A 15,526-nucleotide genomic window follows, 5' to 3' on the forward strand; every position below is an offset into this window, starting at 1 on the left:
GCCAACATGAACCCCGTGGAGCAACCGCTGGTCAGCGTGCGCAATCTGGAAGTCGCCTTTAAAGCTGGCGCCAAAACCGTGCACGCCCTGAACGGCGTGAATCTGGACGTGGGACGCGGGGAGGCGGTAGCGCTGATCGGCGAATCCGGATCGGGTAAAAGCGTGACCTTGCGTGCGTTGATGCGTTTGCATCCGCCGCGCCGCACGCGCATCAGCGGAGAGATGCGCGTGGATGGCCGGGATGTGCTGGCCATGAATGCCCGCGAACTGGCCGCGATGCGTGGGCCGGTTGTCTCGATGGTTTTTCAGGAGCCCCTGCTGGCCTTGGACCCGGTGTACACAGTGGGCCGACAGATTGAAGAGATGGTGCGGCGGCATACGGGCAAAAGCGCCGCCCAGGCGCGCGCGCAGGCGCTATCTCTGTTCGAGCGGGTGCGCATTCCCAGCCCCGAACGCCGGCTGCAAGCTTATCCGCACGAAATGTCCGGCGGCATGCGCCAGCGCGCCATGATTGCCTTGGCCCTGTCGTGCAATCCTAAAGTGTTGCTGGCTGACGAACCCACCACCGCGCTGGACGCCACGGTGCAGATTCAGATTCTGCTGCTGCTGCGCGAACTGCAACGCGAGTTGGGTTTGTCTATTGTGTTCGTGACCCACGACATCGGCGCGGCGTCCGAAATCGCGGACCGCGTGGCGGTGATGTATGGCGGGCGTATTGTCGAGCAGGGCGCCATGGCCGACTTGTTGCGGGCTCCGCGCCATCCCTACACGCTGGCTTTGCTAAAGGGGAGGGCCCATGGCGCCATGCAGAAGGGCCAGCGCCTGGAGACCATTCCCGGTTCCCCGCCAGACTTGGCCGCGCTGCCTGCGGGCTGTTCCTTTGCACCGCGGTGCAATCAGGCCGAGGCGCGATGTCTTGCCGCGGTGCCGGAGATCGTGCCGGTGGCGCCGGGGCATGAGGTGAGGTGTGTGCGCGTGGCCCGGGCAGCGTGATGATTAAATTTGTTTCAGCGTATCACTGGCGTATGTGTCCCTAATAATGGTTTCCGTTAATAGCCGATAATGCAGGTCGTTGCCCAAAGCCGGACCCCCTATGCCCTGCGTTACCCGTCGTATTTACTTCCCTGTGTTCGTCACCCTGACCGCAATTCTGGCGGGGTGCACTTCCCCCAAGCCGGCATACGAAAGAGAGGACTTCACGCAGAACGACGTGTTCTCTCGCACCTTTCCCGCCGCCAGCAACACCGCGTGCGATGCGGGCCGCCGCGCCTTGCTCAGTCAGGGGTACAACATTGACCGCTTCGATCCGTCGCGTGTCACGGGGCACAAGAATTTCCAGGGCGAAGACGGGCTGCACACGCAGATCAACTTCAATATTGACTGCGCATCAGACGGCAGCTCGAACGAGCGCGCCACGGTGTTCGCCAATGCGGTGCAGGACCGGTATTCGATCAAACGCACGACCAGCTCGGCCAGCGTTGGCGTAAGCGTGCTGGGTCAGGTGTCGATGCCGTTTGGATCCAGCGATGATTCGCTGGTGAAGACAGCTAGCCAGACCGTGTCCAGGCCCAAGTTCTACGAAGGTTTCTTCCAGCTGTTGCAGCGGTTCCTGCCGGATGCCGAAGCCGCTGCGGCGCCCCACGTTCCGCCGCCCAGCAGGGCCCGCGCGTCGCAAGCCAAGCCGCCCGCGCCGCCGGCTGACCCGGTGGTGGCGCCGGATGCGCCCGCCGACACCCTGAATCCGGCAAACGCCAACGGCACGCCGAGCGCTGGTGAAAAGGCCGTGCCAGCTGCTGAACCGCACACTGCGGCGCCGTCAACGCCCGGCAACACGGAATCCACCGCCGCGCCTGCGGCGGCGGCAACAGCGACCACCACAGCGCCGGCCACGCCGGCTGCTGCTCCGGCGGCTACCCCAGCCGTTGCGCCAACTGCGGCTACACCCGCGCCGAGTACCGGAAACTGAGCCTGCGGCGCACAAGGCGGCAACTGACGCAGGCGGTTCAATGACCGGCCGATTGCCAGTTTGCCCTAGCGCAATGTGGCAAGCGATGGCGCCGTCACGCCGTGGCAGCTAGCAGCGATAATGCCGCCCATGACTTACCAACTACTCAAAATGGCCCACGTGGCGGCCGTCGTCGCCTGGATCTGCGGCTCGCTCTTTGTCTCCCTGTTTCTGTTGTCGTCGCAGCCGCAAGACAGCGACGAGGCGCCCAAGGAGCGCAAGATGCTTCGCGCCTTGCGCCGATGGACCTTGATGGTTACGACCCCCGCCATGGTGATCAGCTGGCTGATCGGCCTGCATCTGGCCATGACCTTCGGCTGGTTCGCCATGAACTGGATCTGGGTCAAGGTGGGATGTGCGCTGGCACTGTCGGCCTTGCTGGGCATCCAAAGCGCCGCGCTGCGCCGCATGGCCAACGGCAGCGCAAAGCGCCCGCCGATGGTGGACCTGTATGCGCCGTTCACGGTCATTGCGTGCGCCGTCATTGTGACGCTGGTCGTCGTCAAACCCTTCTGATTCCTGCAAGGCGCGCCAGGCGGCTTATTCTTCCTGGCGATATCCAAAGACGCCCGTAATAACGACTCAACCAAGTATTCGTTCGTGCCCGGCAGGGCCGTCCCTAGAATCGTCTCTCTCATAACTGAATTGACTTAGAGGCGGTTCCATCATGACTATCCGTGCATTCCTCGCCAGCCCTGCCACCTGGAAGCGCTTGCTTGGCGCCGTGCTGGCTTCCGCCGCCATGTTTCATGGTCCGGCGTTCTCCGCAGACCCGAAGCCGTTGAAGGTCGGCGTGCGCGGTGGTGTCGATGAACAGATCTGGGAAGTGGTGACCCAGGTTGCCAAGAAGAATGGACTGGCTGTCGAATCCGTTGTCATCACCGGCACCGCCAGCCCGAACGAGGCGCTGAACAACGGCGATCTGCAAGCCAATGCGTTCCAGCACATTCCCTTCTTGAACGACCAGATCAAGCAGCGCGGCTACAAGATCGTCTCGGTGGCCAACACGCTGATCTCGCCGATCGCCTTCTATTCCAAGAAGTACAAGTCACTGAAAGACCTGCCGGATGGCGCAAAGGTCGGCATTCCCAATGACCCCAGCAACCAGACCCGCGCGCTGGTGATTCTGCGCGATCAGGGCCTGATCACATTGCGCGACGGCTTTGATCCGGCGACCGGCACGGCCACTCTGGCCGACGTGACGTCCAATCCCAAGAAGCTCAACTTCGTGGAAAGCGCATCGGTCGTGCTGGCACGCTCGCTGCCGGACGTGGACACCGCCGCCATCGTCAACAGCTTTGCGTATCAGGCCGGTCTGATCGCCACCCGCGACGGCATCGCCGTGGAGAAGAAGGAAAACAATCCCTACGTGAACATCATTGCGGTGCGTGAGCAGGACAAGAACGCGCCGTGGGTGCCCGAGCTGATCAAGGCTTATCACTCCGAAGAAGTGCGTCAGTTCATTCTGAGCAAGTACGAAGGCTCGGTGATCCCGGTTTTCTAAATCGGGCGGACGCATGCGCGGCGTTTCCGCCGCGCGGGATAAGGCAATGATGCAACACGAATTCTCGATCCCCGAGCCAGCTGTGGCGGCTGGTTCGTCTTCCGCGCAGGATGCGCATATCGTCTTCGAGGGGCTGCAAAAGCGCTATCAGAGCGCGCAGGGCACGGTTGACGCCTTGTCAGAAGTTTCGTTCTCTATCGCTCGCGGCGAAGTATTCGGCATCATCGGACGCAGCGGTGCGGGCAAGTCCACCTTGCTGCGCTCTATCAACATGTTGGAGCGGCCCAGTGCGGGCCGCGTGCTGGTCGACGGCGTGGACGTGGGCCAGTTGGATGAAAACGCGCTGGTGGGCCTGCGCCGCCGCATTGGCATGATCTTCCAGCACTTCAATCTGCTGTCCGCCAAAACCGTGTTCGAGAATGTCGCGCTGCCTTTGCGCGTGGCCGGTGTAAAGCCCGCTGCCGCCCGCGTCCGGGTAGAAGCCTTGCTGGACCTGGTGGGGCTGCGCGACAAGGCGGATGTGTACCCGTCCAAGCTGTCGGGCGGCCAGAAGCAACGCGTGGGCATTGCGCGTGCGCTGGTCCACAACCCGGAAATTCTGCTGTGTGACGAAGCAACGTCGGCGCTTGATCCCGAAACCACGCAATCGATCTTGGCCTTGCTGCTGGACATCAACCGCAAGCTGGGGCTGACCGTAGTGCTGATCACCCATGACATGGCTGTGATCCGCGAGGTCTGCCATCAGGTATTGGTGCTGGACCGCGGCCGTAACGTCGAGCTGGGCGAAGTCTGGCGTGTGTTCGGCAATCCGCAGGCCGATGCCACGCGTGCGCTGTTGCGTCCGTTGCAGCATGACCTGCCGGCAGATCTGGCGGCCAAACTGGTGCCCGACCTGCAAGGCCGCGATGGCGTGGCCGTGCTGCGGCTGCGCTTTACGGGGCAGGGCCGCCCGGAAGGGGTGTCCTTGCAAGCGTTAGCCGCGATGGGGCCAGGCGCGACGCTGCTGCATGGCGGCCTGGACCGTCTGCGTGGCCACGCGCAAGGCAGTTTGCTGGTGTCCGTGCCTGCGGGCGCTCTACAAGAAGAGGCCGCGCGCGCTGCGCTGGTGGCCGATCAGATCAAGGTGCTGGGATATGTCGCTGCCGATGCTTGATAAGTACTTGCAGGCTTTTCTGCAAACCCTGGCGATGGTGAGCGTGTCCGCCGTCATCGCGATTGTGTCGGGTCTGGCCCTGGCGGTCGTGCTGACGGTTACTGCACCGGGCAATCTGTACCCCAAGCCGCGCTTGAACAAGGTGTTGTCGATCACGGTGAATACGTTCCGTGCGATTCCCTTCATTATTTTGCTGGTAGCCATGCTGCCATTTACGCGCTTTCTGGTGGGCACCACCTTGGGCACGTGGGCCGCGATTGTGCCGCTGTCTGCCAACCTGGTGCCGTTCTTTGCGCGTATTGCGCAGGTCAGTTTGAACGATGTGGACCATGGTCTGGTGGAAGCCGCGCGCGCCATGGGCTGCCGGCGCTGGCACATCGTGCGACACGTGCTCTTGCCAGAGGCGCTGCCCGGAATCATTGGCGGCATGACCGTCAGCGTCATCGCCATGATCAATGCGTCGGCCATGGCCGGCGCGGTGGGGGCGGGCGGCTTGGGCGATCTGGCCATCCGCTACGGCTACGAACGGTATGAAACCCGCGTGATGTTCGAGGTGATCGTGATCTTGATTGCGCTGGTGTCGATTGTGCAATTCACCGGCGAATGGCTGTCGCGCCGGGCCGACCATAAGCGTTGAAGGCAGGCGGAAGGGCCCGGATTTTCCGGCAGTGCCCACCGCTTTTGCGATATTTGAATATAGGAGTTCTGATATGTCCGATGACCTGCATCATGGCTTTGCCACCCGCGCGATTCACCTGGGTTACGACCCGTTGGATGAGCAAGGCGCGCTGTCGCCGCCGCTGTACCTGACGTCCACCTACACGCAGGACAGCATCGAGGCATTCGATCAGATCCGGTTGGGTGAAAAGCAGGGGTATGTCTATGGCCGCACGCGCAATCCCACGCAGGCGCTGCTGGAAGAGCGGTTGGCGTCACTGGAAGGCGCCGAAGCCGGTGTCGTGACGGCCTCGGGCATGGCCGCGATTTCCGCGACCCTGTTCTCGCTCCTGAAGAGCGGCGATGAAATCGTGGTCGACCAGATCGTCTACGGCACGGCCTTTACCTTGTTTACGCAAGGGTTGACGCGCTTTGGCGTGACGGCGGTATTTGCCGACTTCACGCGGCCCGAAACCGTTGCTGCCGCCATCGGCCCCAATACCCGCGCAGTCTATTTTGAAACCCCGGCGAACCCCAATCTGCGCCTGGTCGACATTGCCGCCGTCTCAGCCATTGCTCGGGCCAAGGGCTTGTTGACCATCGTGGACAACACGTTTGCCACCCCGGTTCTGCAACGTCCGATTGAGCATGGCGCAGACATCGTGCTGCATTCCGCCACGAAGTATCTGGGCGGTCATGGCGATCTGCTGGCCGGCGCGGTGCTGGGGCGCAAAGAACATATCGACGCGATCCGGCTCCAGGGCCTGCGCTACTTTACGGGCGCCACGTTGTCGCCCTTTACCGCATTCCTGGTGTTGCGCGGAATCAAGACGCTGGAACTGCGTGTGCAGCGCCATAGCGAATCCGCATTGAAGGTGGCCAAGTTGTTGCGCGAGCATCGCAATGTGGCTGACGTGTTTTATCCCGGGCTGGCGGGCACGGCGGGCGCCGATATCGCGCTGCGCCAGCAGGCCGCGGGCGGCGGTCTGGTGGCGTTTGAACTGAAGGGCGGCCTGACCGCGGGCCGAACGCTGCTCAACAGCCTGAAGCTGGCGCGGATCGCCGTCAGTTTGGGTGATCCTGAAACGCTGATTCAGCATCCCGCGTCGATGACGCATGCCAGCTACTCCGCAGAAGATCGCGAGAAGTATGGATTGTCCGAAGGGCTGCTGCGTCTGTCCGTGGGATTGGAAACGCCGGAAGATATTCTCGCGGATCTTAAGCAGGGGCTGGACCGGGTGTAGCCGGTTGCGTGCCGGGTGGCTGGTTGGCGTCGCGCCGCCACGCCACCCATTCCCCTTCGCCGTCATAGTGGCGCAGGCCGCGGGCGGCGGTAGCCAGCCCTGCCCGCAGCACTGCCATGTCCAGTCCCGGCAGGTTGTGCAGCAGGGCCGGCGGCAGATGGTCGATGTCCAGCACGCGTTCGTCGAAATCCATCCGCATCATTGTGCCGCCGTCAGAGGGCACGCGGATGAACCACAGGCTTTCCATATAGTCACCGAACCAGGGGTCGGGATAGATCGCCTGCGTGAATACAAATCCGAACTCTTGAATGTCGGCCCAGGGCCAGAATTCCTGTATACCCATCGCGCGCGCCAGTTCGCTGCTGCGCGTGAAGCCGGCGTCATCAAATCGCACGGTTTCGCGCAACGGATCTTCAGGGGGCGGCGGGCCATTCAAGAACCGCTTGATGCGTGACCACATGCTATGTGCAGGCCGGGTGGGAATGAGACTGCGCCAGTGTAGCGGTGCCGCAGGCTACAAAAATGTTACAAGCTTTGATTCACATCAATTCCGCCTAGGTCCGGGCAGGTTAGGGTAGTGGTTTTGCCTGACGAGTCGCCGGCGACTAGCTGGCCAGCGCGGGTGAGATGACAAGCGCAGCAAGGATCAGATTCATGACAGACAAGACACCGCAATCCGACGAACAAGAAGTTGCCGCCGCGCCGAGTAAGCGCGCGGCCGGCGCGCAGAGCGCCGCCAAGCGCACCAGCAGCACGCGACGCGCGGCAGGAAACGGCGCCAAGGTTGTAGAGGCGGTGGCAGTAGCCCGCCAACCGCGCAAGGCCGTGAAGGCCGCCAAATCCGTCAAGACTGCGCAACCCGCATCCCCCGAACTGGCAGATTTGCCAGCCATTGAACCGGCTCTTCGTGCCCGCAAGCGTGTGGTGGCCCGCGAAGATGCCGCGCATCAGGAAACGGTGTCCGTGCTTGCCGATATCGCGCGGCGCTACAGCGTTGGCGCGCAGGGTCAGGCGCACGAAGCCTTGCGCTCGGTCATTGAAGAACTGTCGCCAGACGACGCCCGCGCCGTGCATCGCGCATTGCTGGATGCCAACACGCAAGCGCCTGGCAGCCGTCGCAATCCGGATGAAGAACTGGCGGTGGATTGGCGCGAAGGTATTTATCCGTATCGCCACCGCATGCTGCGCCGCAATTACGAAAAACAGAAGTACCAGCTGCAAGTTGAATTGCTGAAGCTGCAAGCGTGGGTCAAGGCTACCGGCCAGCGCGTTGTGATCTTGTTCGAAGGCCGCGACGCGGCAGGCAAGGGCGGCACCATCAAGCGCATGATGGAACACTTGAATCCTCGTGGCGCCCGCGTGGTCGCCCTGGAAAAACCGTCTGACACGGAAAAAGGCCAATGGTATTTCCAGCGCTATGTGCAGCATCTGCCCACGGCAGGCGAGATCGTGATGTTCGACCGCTCCTGGTACAACCGCGCCGGTGTCGAGCGGGTAATGGGCTTCTGCTCGCAGCAGGAATACCTGGATTTCCTGCGGCAGGTGCCGGACTTTGAGCGTCACCTGGTTTCCAGCGGCATCCACCTGGTCAAATTCTGGTTTTCGGTCAGCCAGGAAGAGCAGCGCCGCCGCTTCCTGGAGCGCAAGGTCCATCCGCTCAAGCAATGGAAGTTGAGCCCGGTGGACCTGGCGTCGCTAGACAAGTGGGATGACTACACACGCGCCAAGGAAGCAATGTTCGCGCATACGGATACTGCGGACGCGCCGTGGATCGTGGTCAAGTCGGATTGCAAGAAGCGCGCCCGGATCAACGCGATGCGTTATATGTTGAGCCGGCTGCCCTACGAGGGCAAGAGCAGCGACCCCGGCATGGCGATGGATTCGCTGATCGTGGGCCGCGCGCTGTAAGGGTCAGGCGCCCAGCACCTGGAGATTCAGCGTGTAGCTGCGGCCCAGCCATACCGCGCAGTCGCGGTGGTCGCGCAGCGAGTTTCCGGTGTTGGGATGCATGAAGACATCCAGCGCCCCGTGGTTCAGGATCAGCCAAGCCGAGATCTCGGCATAGTGCGCCGGAGTGAATGCAACCTGATAGCTCCATTGCGGATGTGGACCAACGGGGCGCTCGTGGAAGCGCCCCATTTCCATTTTGCCGTCGAACTGCGCGACGATGCGTTCGCGCAATGCAAACGCCGCATCTCGGCTGGCGGCGTCGAAGTACACATGGGCATGCCAACTGCCGATATCTGTCACGGCTATTTCGTTCATGGTGTTCTCGAAAGGTTCAGCCGCCAGCGCGCTTGGCGCGGTGGCCTTGTTTGGCCAGTGTGTCGAGGATGCGCTCGCAGTGGTCGCCTTGCACTTCAATCACGCCATCTTTGACCGTTCCTCCTGACCCGCAGGCGGTGCGCAGCAGCTTACCCAAGACGGCCAGTGCTTCTGCATCCAGCGGCAGTCCCCGGACCACGGTCACACTTTTTCCGCCGCGGCCCTTCGTCTCGCGGGACACGCGCGCTACGCCGTCGCCCGCCGGTACTGCACGGGCGGCTTGCTTGCACAGGCATTGCGCAAGCGGTTTACGGCAATCGGGACACATACGGCCGGTCTCGGTCGAATAGACCAGGCCGCCTGTTGAGCTGTTTCTCATGGTGGGCTTGCGCAAGAATTTATTGGAGCATGCTGCCTATTTTCCGCGCATCTGATCAATCAGACGGCGGTCACGTTTGGTGGGCCTGCCGGTTTCTATTCCCAAGGCAGGTTCCGGGGCCAGCCGCCGCATCTCGGCCGCGCGTTCGCGCGCGGCAATGCTTTCAGGAGTTTCTTCGTACAACTGCCGCGCGACCGGAGCGGGCCCGCGCACGCCGCTGATTGCCACAACGCGCACATGCAGGGCGGGATCGTCTTTGCGTACAGTGATCAGATCGCCCGGGGCGACTTCGCGTGAGGGCTTGGCCGCCTGGTCGTTCACGTAGACCCGGCCTTTGCCGATCTCTTGCACCGCCAGGCTGCGCGTCTTGTAGAAACGGGCGGCCCAAAGCCATTTATCGAGTCGAATCTTGTCCATCGTGCAGGTTCCAGCGAGTTTCGGCGGAGGGCGGGGCTACCAAGCCTCCTGAAGCCGCCATGATAGCGCCGGAGTCGCAATCGCAAAAAAAAGCGGCGCTCGGTCAGAGCGCCGCAATACCGGGTATCCGGCAACCGGGCCTAGGACCCGGCAGTACTCAATCCAGTGCCAGATTGGCTTCCTTGACCACACGTTGCCACTTGGTGATCTCGTTGCGGCGGAACGTGTCCAATTCGGCAGGCGTGGACCCGATGGGCTCCGCGCCGATGCCAGCCAGTTGTTCGGCAATCGCCGGGTCCTTCAGCACCTTGGCCAGCGCTTGCGAGACTTTCTCGACAATGGCGGGCGGCGTGCCAGCGGGGGCGAACACGGCATTCCATTCATACGTCTCGTAGCCCGGCACGCCCGATTCCGCGATGGTGGGCAGATCGGGGGCAGCCTTGGAACGTTCCAGTCCGCCTACGGCAACGGCGCGCAATTTGCCGTTCTTCACGTGTTGCCACGCAGAACCCATGCTGGCGAACATGACGGGCACCTGTCCCGACATCACATCAATCATGGCCGGGCCGCCGCCCTTGTACGCCACGTGCTGCAACTGTGTCTTGGCCAGCAGGTTGAAGAGTTCACCGGCCAGATGCTGGGCAGAGCCGGGGCCGGCCGACGCAAAGTACACGTGGTCCTTGGCGCCGGGCTGGCCCAGCTTGATCAGGTCGGCCACCGTCTTGACTTCATACGACGGGGTGACGACCAGCACGTTGGGCACGCGCAGCAACAAGGACACAGGCGCAAAGGCGGTCAGCGTGTCGAACTGCATCTTGGAATGCAGCGCAGGATTCTGCGCGTGGTTGGATGCGTCCAGCATCAGGGTGTAGCCGTCGGGTTGCGCCTTGGCGACGACCGCGCCGCCGATCATGCCGCCCGCGCCGCCCCGGTTTTCAATGACCACGGGCTGGCCCAGTTCGGCGGCCAGCTTGGGGCCGATCAGGCGCGCCACCACGTCCACGGTGCCACCGGGCGGATAGGTCACGACCAGCGTGACGGCGCGTTCGGGATAGGCGGCAGATGCGGCGCCCGCAGCGCCTGCCAACAGGCCAGCGGCGATGAGCAGGCTGCCGCGGCGTGCCAGTTTTTCGAATAATTGGGTCATGTTTTGTCTCCTTGGAATTGGAACAGCCGCAACGGCGTGTCGGCAAGCAGAATGCGCCGTTGCGCGGGGTCGTCGATCCAGTCGTCCAGCCACTGCGTTGCCGCGGGGTAGGACGCCAGGTGGCGGTGCTCGGTATGGGGCCAGTCGCTGCCCCACATCAATCGGTCGGCCGAGTAGGCATCCAGCAATTGCAGCGCGGCCAGACGGCCCGAGGCGCTGCAGGCTGGCGGCTGCCAATTGCGGTATGGCGCGGACAGCTTGACCCAGACGCGGCCGCTGTCTGTTTGGCGCAGCAGGTACTGGAATCCCGGATCGGACACGCCAAGCGCGGGATCGGGGCGGCCAAAGTGATCCACCACTATCCGGCAACCGGAGGCCAGCAAGGCCGGCAAGATCTCAGGCAGACGAGCGGCCTGCAAATGAACTTCGACGTGCCAGCCCAGCGCATTCACACGGGCCAGCAGAGCTTGCCAAACGGGCGTTTGCAACGCGGGCACGGGCAGACCCATCAGGTTTAACCGGATACCCACCACGCCGGCGTCCGCCAGCGCTTGCAGTTCCGCATCCGTGATCTCGGGCGCGACGACAGCAACGCCGCGCAGCCTGTGGGGCGAGGCGCGCAAGGCGTCAACCATAAAGCTGTTGTCAGTGCCCAGGAAACTGGGCTGCACCAGCACGCCGTGGCTCAAGCCGTGGGTGTCCAGCAGGCTCAGGTAGTCGGCCAGCGTGGCATCGTAATCAGGCGTGTGGCGGCGGGTATTGGCAAGCGTCAGGCCTTGCCGGAATACGTGCGCATGGGTATCGACGGCAGCGCCGGTCGCGAGCGGGGGCAAAGCGGTCTCCTGATCTGTGCGCGGGCGGAACCTGCGCTTTTTAGTTTTCTATAAGGCGGGATTCTAGGCAGACGAGGTATAGTTTTCTATTGATAAAAACCGCTTTATATATATTGGAACGATATGGAAACCAGGCACCTGCGTTATTTCCTGGCGGTGGTGGACCATGGCAGCGTCAGCCGCGCGTCTGAATGGCTGGGCATTGCGCAGCCCGCACTGAGTCAGGCATTGGGCCGCATGGAAAAGGATTTGGGGGTGCGTTTGTTCGACCGGTCACGGTTGGGCACGACCCCCACGCCAGCTGCGGCCGCCATCCTGGAAGACGTGCGCGCCAGTGTCGCGCGCATTGACGCGGCGGCGCGCCGGGCGCGTGAGATCGGCCGTGGCAGTGCGGGGCAACTGACGGTGGGCCTGGTGTCGTCGGCTTTGTTCGATACCTTGCCGCGCGCATTGCGAGAGATGCGCAAGCAGGCTCCGGGTGTGCGTGTGATCTTGCGAGAGATGAGCAACGCAGAGCAGGCCGAGGCATTGCAGACCGGCGAGATCGACATCGGCTTGATGCACACCCCCGTTGCGGTCGGTGGCCGTATGCGTGAACGGCAACTGTTGCGAGACCGCTTGGTGGCCGCCGTGCCGGACGAGTTTGATGTGGCCGCAGATGGTCAGGTGTCGATGGCGCAAATCGCGCAGGCTGGCTTGGTGATGTATCCGCAGGCGCAATTGCCGGCGTTTTACGCCGGCATTCTGGACGCGATGCGTAAAGGGGGACACGATGTGCAAGTAGCGCAAGAGGCCAACCGGACGCTGACGGTGCTGTCCTGCGTGGCGGGCGGTTGCGGCGTGGCCCTGTTGCCCAGCTGGATACGCACCATGAATTTTGGGGGCGTGCGCTTTTGCGAAGTGCGCGATGGCCAGACCCTGCCCAGCTTTGATCTGAGCGCTATTTGGCCCGCCCGGTCCGTGCCGACACTTGCTGATGTTTTTGCCAATCTGGACCTGAGCGCGCACTGATTTCGCCCGAAGCTTTCATCGAGCATTCGGTGCCCGGTCAGAACACTTAAGCCTGGCTTAAAACGGCTTTTTCGCTGGAACTCACCAGGGCAGCCCCGTCTAACCAGAAACGGTTAATAAGGGGCTGACCCATGGATTTGAACTGGCAGCAGCAACTTGTGGAAAGTGCGGTCTGGCTCGCACAAGCATTCGGCATTACGGCCGTCGCACTGGCCCTGATTACGATGGTCTTGGCGCGCACGACCGATTGGGGACGTAAGTTCTGGCGGCTCGCCTGGCCGTATCTGACGCCTACGCGCAGTTGGCGTCCCTTGCTGACCTTGGCCGGGCTGCTGTTTCTGGCCATGGCCGCTGTGCGCATGACGGTGCTGTTCTCGTTTTGGTACAACGGTTTCTACAGCGCGCTCCAGGCCTTGGACCAAACGGCATTCTGGCATTTCCTGGTGATTTTCTCGGTGCTGGCCTGTGTGCATGTGGTGCGCACGCTGGCCGACAGTTACGCCGGACAAGCCTTCGACATCCATTGGCGCGTCTGGCTCAATGACCGCCTGACGCGGGACTGGCTGGGCGCCAGCGCCTATTACCGCGGCCACTTCGTGAATGAACCCGTCGACAACCCCGATCAACGCATCGAGCAGGACATCGCGCTGTTCGTGAGCGGTTCGCGCACCCTGGCCATCGGTGCATTGAGTTCCGTTGTGTCGTTGGTGGCATTCACCGGTATTTTGTGGGGCTTGTCGGGCCCGCTGTCCGTGGCCGGTGTGGAGATTCCGCGTGCGATGGTGTTCGTGGTGTTCCTGTATGTGATCGTGGCAACGTGGTTTGCATTCAAAATCGGGCGGCCGCTGATCAAGCTGAGTTTCCTGTCAGAACGCCTGACGGCAAACTTCCGCTATGCGCTGGTACGCTTGCGCGAAAACGCCGAAAACGTGGCCTTCTATCAAGGCGAAGAGGTAGAGCGCAGGACCTTATGGACGCGTTTTACGGCCTATATTGCAAACCTGTGGGCGCGTGTATACCGGGGCTTGAAGTTCGACGGCTTCAACTTGTCCGTCAGCCAGGTGGCGGTCGTGTTCCCTTTCATCTTGCAGGCGCCGCGTTTCTTTAGCGGCGCGATCAAGCTAGGTGATGTGATGCAGACGTCGCAAGCATTCGGCCAGGTACAGGATGCGTTGTCGTTCTTTCGGACGTCCTACGATTCCTTCGCGCAATACCGCGCCACGCTGGACCGGTTGAATGGCTTTCTGGACGCAAATGAAGCCGCGCGCGGTTTGCCGGCAGTGCAAACGCAACCCGTGTCCGATGCTTTGGAAATCCAGGACGTGAACGTCTCGCGGCCGGACGGCAGCACGTTGCTGCGTCACTTGAACCTGCGCATGCAGCCCGGTCAGGCGTTGTTGATCAAAGGCCCGTCCGGCAGTGGAAAGACGACCTTGCTACGTGCGCTGGCGGGGCTGTGGCCCTATGCGCAAGGCACCGTGCGGCGGCCGCAAGGCGCGTCAGCCTTGTTTCTGTCGCAGCGGCCCTATCTGCCCTTGGGCGACTTGCGCAGCGCGGTCGCGTATCCGGGGCATGCACAACCGGAAGACGATGCGCGGCTGGCCGAGGCCTTGCGCGCCGTCAATCTGGGTCACTTGATCGGCCGGCTGGATGAGGTAGAGGACTGGTCGCGCATCTTGTCCATCGGTGAGCAGCAGCGCGTGGCGTTTGCACGCGTGTTGTTCAACCGGCCCGCTATTGTGTTCCTGGACGAAGCGACGTCTGCCACCGACGAAGGCTTGGAGTACGCGCTTTACAGCTTGCTGCGCAGCGAGTTGTCTGACTGCATGCTGGTCAGCGTGGGGCATCGCAGCACGCTGGATGCGTTCCACACGCACCGGCTGGATTTAAATGGGGCTGGGGGTTGGTCGGCGGGGCCGATGGCTGCGCCGGGTAATGCCGCCGCGTTGAAGGCTGCGGCCTGACAAGGCCGTCTTGCCATTCGTGTAGAGCGGGTATGCCGCGGTCTGGGAGTACCCCAGACCGCATCCTTCAAACAGCCGTAATACGGCTCTCAGGTGCCTACGCGCAGCGGCCCGTTCAACTTGCGCAACGCGGCAATGACGCTTTGCGCGGTGATGCGGCCCGTCTTGGGATTGGCCGAAGGAATGTTCTGGATTTCCATGGAAAAGGTTGCGGAATCAGACACGACCTCGACGCGGTGGATGTTGCGTTCCAGCGAGGGGTCCGCCCAGATTTCCAGCGTGGTGCGATCGGGGCCAATACCCGCCAAAGACACGCTGACCGCAACGTTCAGATTGGCTGGAAAACCGATGGCTGCTTCGCGCGGTGAGCCGCGAAAGATCAGGCGCGGTTCGGTGATGTCAGCGATATCGATGTTGTTGTCAGTCAGGTAGGGCGCGCCCAGCAGGCCGCGCACGGGCTTGCGCGTGATCATCGTGACGGAATGAATGACGCCTTCGGCTGCGGCGGTGATGGCGTCCAGACCCAGGATGGCGCCCGACGGCACCAGAATCTGGCCTTGATGCTGGCGCGCCAGTTCGATCAGGTCATCGTGGCGCAGCAGGGCGCCGGAACTCAGCACCACCATTTTCTTGCCGGCGCGCAGCACGGGTTCGGCAATGTTGCGGAACACGGCAGCGGGCGCGCATTCCACGACGACATCGCAATGCTCGTGCAGGGCGTCGATGGTGGTGAAGGTGGGCGCCTGTTGCGTCCATGCGAACGCTGGCGGGGCGTTGGGATCGCGCACCGCGACGGCGGACAAGGTCAGGCCGGGCAAGCCGGCATCCAGGGATTGCGCCACGGCCTGGCCGATGGCGCCGAAGCCGGCAATGCCGACGCGGTAGCTGTTCATAGGAATCCAGAGGTAGGGTGCCGCGGCAGGCCGCGAGCAGTTCGGCAACGCGGC

General features: G+C 62.7%; 17 protein-coding genes. 10 read left to right on the plus strand and 7 right to left on the minus strand.

The window, feature by feature from the left end; genetic code table 11:
* Nucleotides 1-6 precede the first annotated feature (6 nt).
* From RAS12_RS02055 to RAS12_RS02085, 7 genes are all read left to right on the plus strand, one after another.
* The gene (locus RAS12_RS02055; protein ID WP_371321284.1) at nt 7-993 is read left to right on the plus strand and encodes an ABC transporter ATP-binding protein; all 987 of its coding nucleotides are present in this window, start codon (nt 7-9) and stop codon (nt 991-993) included.
* A gap of 100 nt (nt 994-1,093) precedes the next feature.
* On the plus strand, nt 1,094-1,966 hold the full coding sequence (locus RAS12_RS02060; protein WP_306944840.1) for a DUF2242 domain-containing protein: 873 nt from the start codon (nt 1,094-1,096) through the stop codon (nt 1,964-1,966).
* 129 nt (nt 1,967-2,095) lie between these two features.
* Entirely contained in the window at nt 2,096-2,521 is a 426-nt protein-coding gene (locus tag RAS12_RS02065) for a CopD family protein (RefSeq protein ID WP_306944841.1), read from the plus strand.
* A gap of 226 nt (nt 2,522-2,747) precedes the next feature.
* Nucleotides 2,748-3,509, plus strand: coding sequence for a MetQ/NlpA family ABC transporter substrate-binding protein (locus tag RAS12_RS02070; protein WP_371321285.1), 762 nt, complete (start codon nt 2,748-2,750; stop codon nt 3,507-3,509).
* A 49-nt stretch (nt 3,510-3,558) separates the two neighbouring features.
* Nucleotides 3,559-4,662 (plus strand): methionine ABC transporter ATP-binding protein, encoded by a 1,104-nt coding sequence (locus RAS12_RS02075; protein ID WP_306951260.1) that lies wholly within the window; start codon nt 3,559-3,561, stop codon nt 4,660-4,662.
* Nucleotides 4,643-5,299: a methionine ABC transporter permease gene (locus RAS12_RS02080; RefSeq protein ID WP_280029571.1), complete on the plus strand. Its 657-nt coding sequence runs from the start codon at nt 4,643-4,645 to the stop codon at nt 5,297-5,299. The genes RAS12_RS02075 and RAS12_RS02080 overlap by 20 nt, the downstream gene beginning before the upstream one ends.
* Before the next feature lie 73 nt (nt 5,300-5,372).
* On the plus strand, nt 5,373-6,563 hold the full coding sequence (locus RAS12_RS02085; protein ID WP_306944843.1) for a trans-sulfuration enzyme family protein: 1,191 nt from the start codon (nt 5,373-5,375) through the stop codon (nt 6,561-6,563).
* On the opposite strand, the gene RAS12_RS02090 is transcribed toward RAS12_RS02085, so the two are convergent.
* Nucleotides 6,538-7,023 carry a hypothetical protein gene (locus tag RAS12_RS02090; protein ID WP_306944844.1) on the minus strand — a complete coding sequence of 162 codons (486 nt, stop codon included), beginning with the start codon at nt 7,021-7,023 and terminating at the stop codon, nt 6,538-6,540. The two genes, RAS12_RS02085 and RAS12_RS02090, sit on opposite strands and share 26 nt — an antisense overlap.
* Nucleotides 7,024-7,217: 194 nt before the next feature.
* On the opposite strand from RAS12_RS02090, the gene ppk2 reads away from it, so the two are divergent.
* Entirely contained in the window at nt 7,218-8,471 is a 1,254-nt protein-coding gene (gene ppk2, locus RAS12_RS02095; RefSeq protein WP_306944845.1) for a polyphosphate kinase 2, read from the plus strand.
* 3 nt (nt 8,472-8,474) lie between these two features.
* On the opposite strand, the gene RAS12_RS02100 is transcribed toward ppk2, so the two are convergent.
* From RAS12_RS02100 to RAS12_RS02120, 5 genes are all read right to left on the minus strand, one after another.
* A complete protein-coding gene (locus RAS12_RS02100; RefSeq protein WP_306944846.1) occupies nt 8,475-8,828 on the minus strand; it encodes a DOPA 4,5-dioxygenase family protein in 354 nt (117 codons plus the stop codon).
* A gap of 16 nt (nt 8,829-8,844) precedes the next feature.
* Nucleotides 8,845-9,207, minus strand: a complete 363-nt coding sequence (locus RAS12_RS02105; RefSeq protein ID WP_306944847.1) for a translation initiation factor Sui1 — start codon at nt 9,205-9,207, stop codon at nt 8,845-8,847.
* Nucleotides 9,208-9,243: 36 nt separating this feature from the next.
* Entirely contained in the window at nt 9,244-9,624 is a 381-nt protein-coding gene (locus RAS12_RS02110; RefSeq protein WP_306944848.1) for an RNA-binding S4 domain-containing protein, read from the minus strand.
* A gap of 157 nt (nt 9,625-9,781) precedes the next feature.
* Nucleotides 9,782-10,771, minus strand: a complete 990-nt coding sequence (locus tag RAS12_RS02115; protein WP_306944849.1) for a tripartite tricarboxylate transporter substrate binding protein — start codon at nt 10,769-10,771, stop codon at nt 9,782-9,784.
* Nucleotides 10,768-11,604 carry an amidohydrolase family protein gene (locus RAS12_RS02120; protein ID WP_306944850.1) on the minus strand — a complete coding sequence of 279 codons (837 nt, stop codon included), beginning with the start codon at nt 11,602-11,604 and terminating at the stop codon, nt 10,768-10,770. The genes RAS12_RS02115 and RAS12_RS02120 overlap by 4 nt, the downstream gene beginning before the upstream one ends.
* Nucleotides 11,605-11,727: 123 nt before the next feature.
* On the opposite strand from RAS12_RS02120, the gene RAS12_RS02125 reads away from it, so the two are divergent.
* Entirely contained in the window at nt 11,728-12,615 is an 888-nt protein-coding gene (locus RAS12_RS02125) for a LysR family transcriptional regulator (RefSeq protein WP_306944851.1), read from the plus strand.
* A gap of 131 nt (nt 12,616-12,746) precedes the next feature.
* Nucleotides 12,747-14,579 carry an ABC transporter ATP-binding protein/permease gene (locus tag RAS12_RS02130; RefSeq protein ID WP_306944852.1) on the plus strand — a complete coding sequence of 611 codons (1,833 nt, stop codon included), beginning with the start codon at nt 12,747-12,749 and terminating at the stop codon, nt 14,577-14,579.
* An 89-nt stretch (nt 14,580-14,668) separates the two neighbouring features.
* Here the strand turns inward: RAS12_RS02130 and RAS12_RS02135 are convergent, their stop codons facing one another.
* Nucleotides 14,669-15,472 carry an aspartate dehydrogenase gene (locus RAS12_RS02135; RefSeq protein WP_306944853.1) on the minus strand — a complete coding sequence of 268 codons (804 nt, stop codon included), beginning with the start codon at nt 15,470-15,472 and terminating at the stop codon, nt 14,669-14,671.
* Nucleotides 15,473-15,526 lie beyond the last annotated feature (54 nt).

Source organism: Achromobacter seleniivolatilans, assembly GCF_030864005.1.
Lineage (GTDB): Bacteria > Pseudomonadota > Gammaproteobacteria > Burkholderiales > Burkholderiaceae_B > Achromobacter > Achromobacter seleniivolatilans.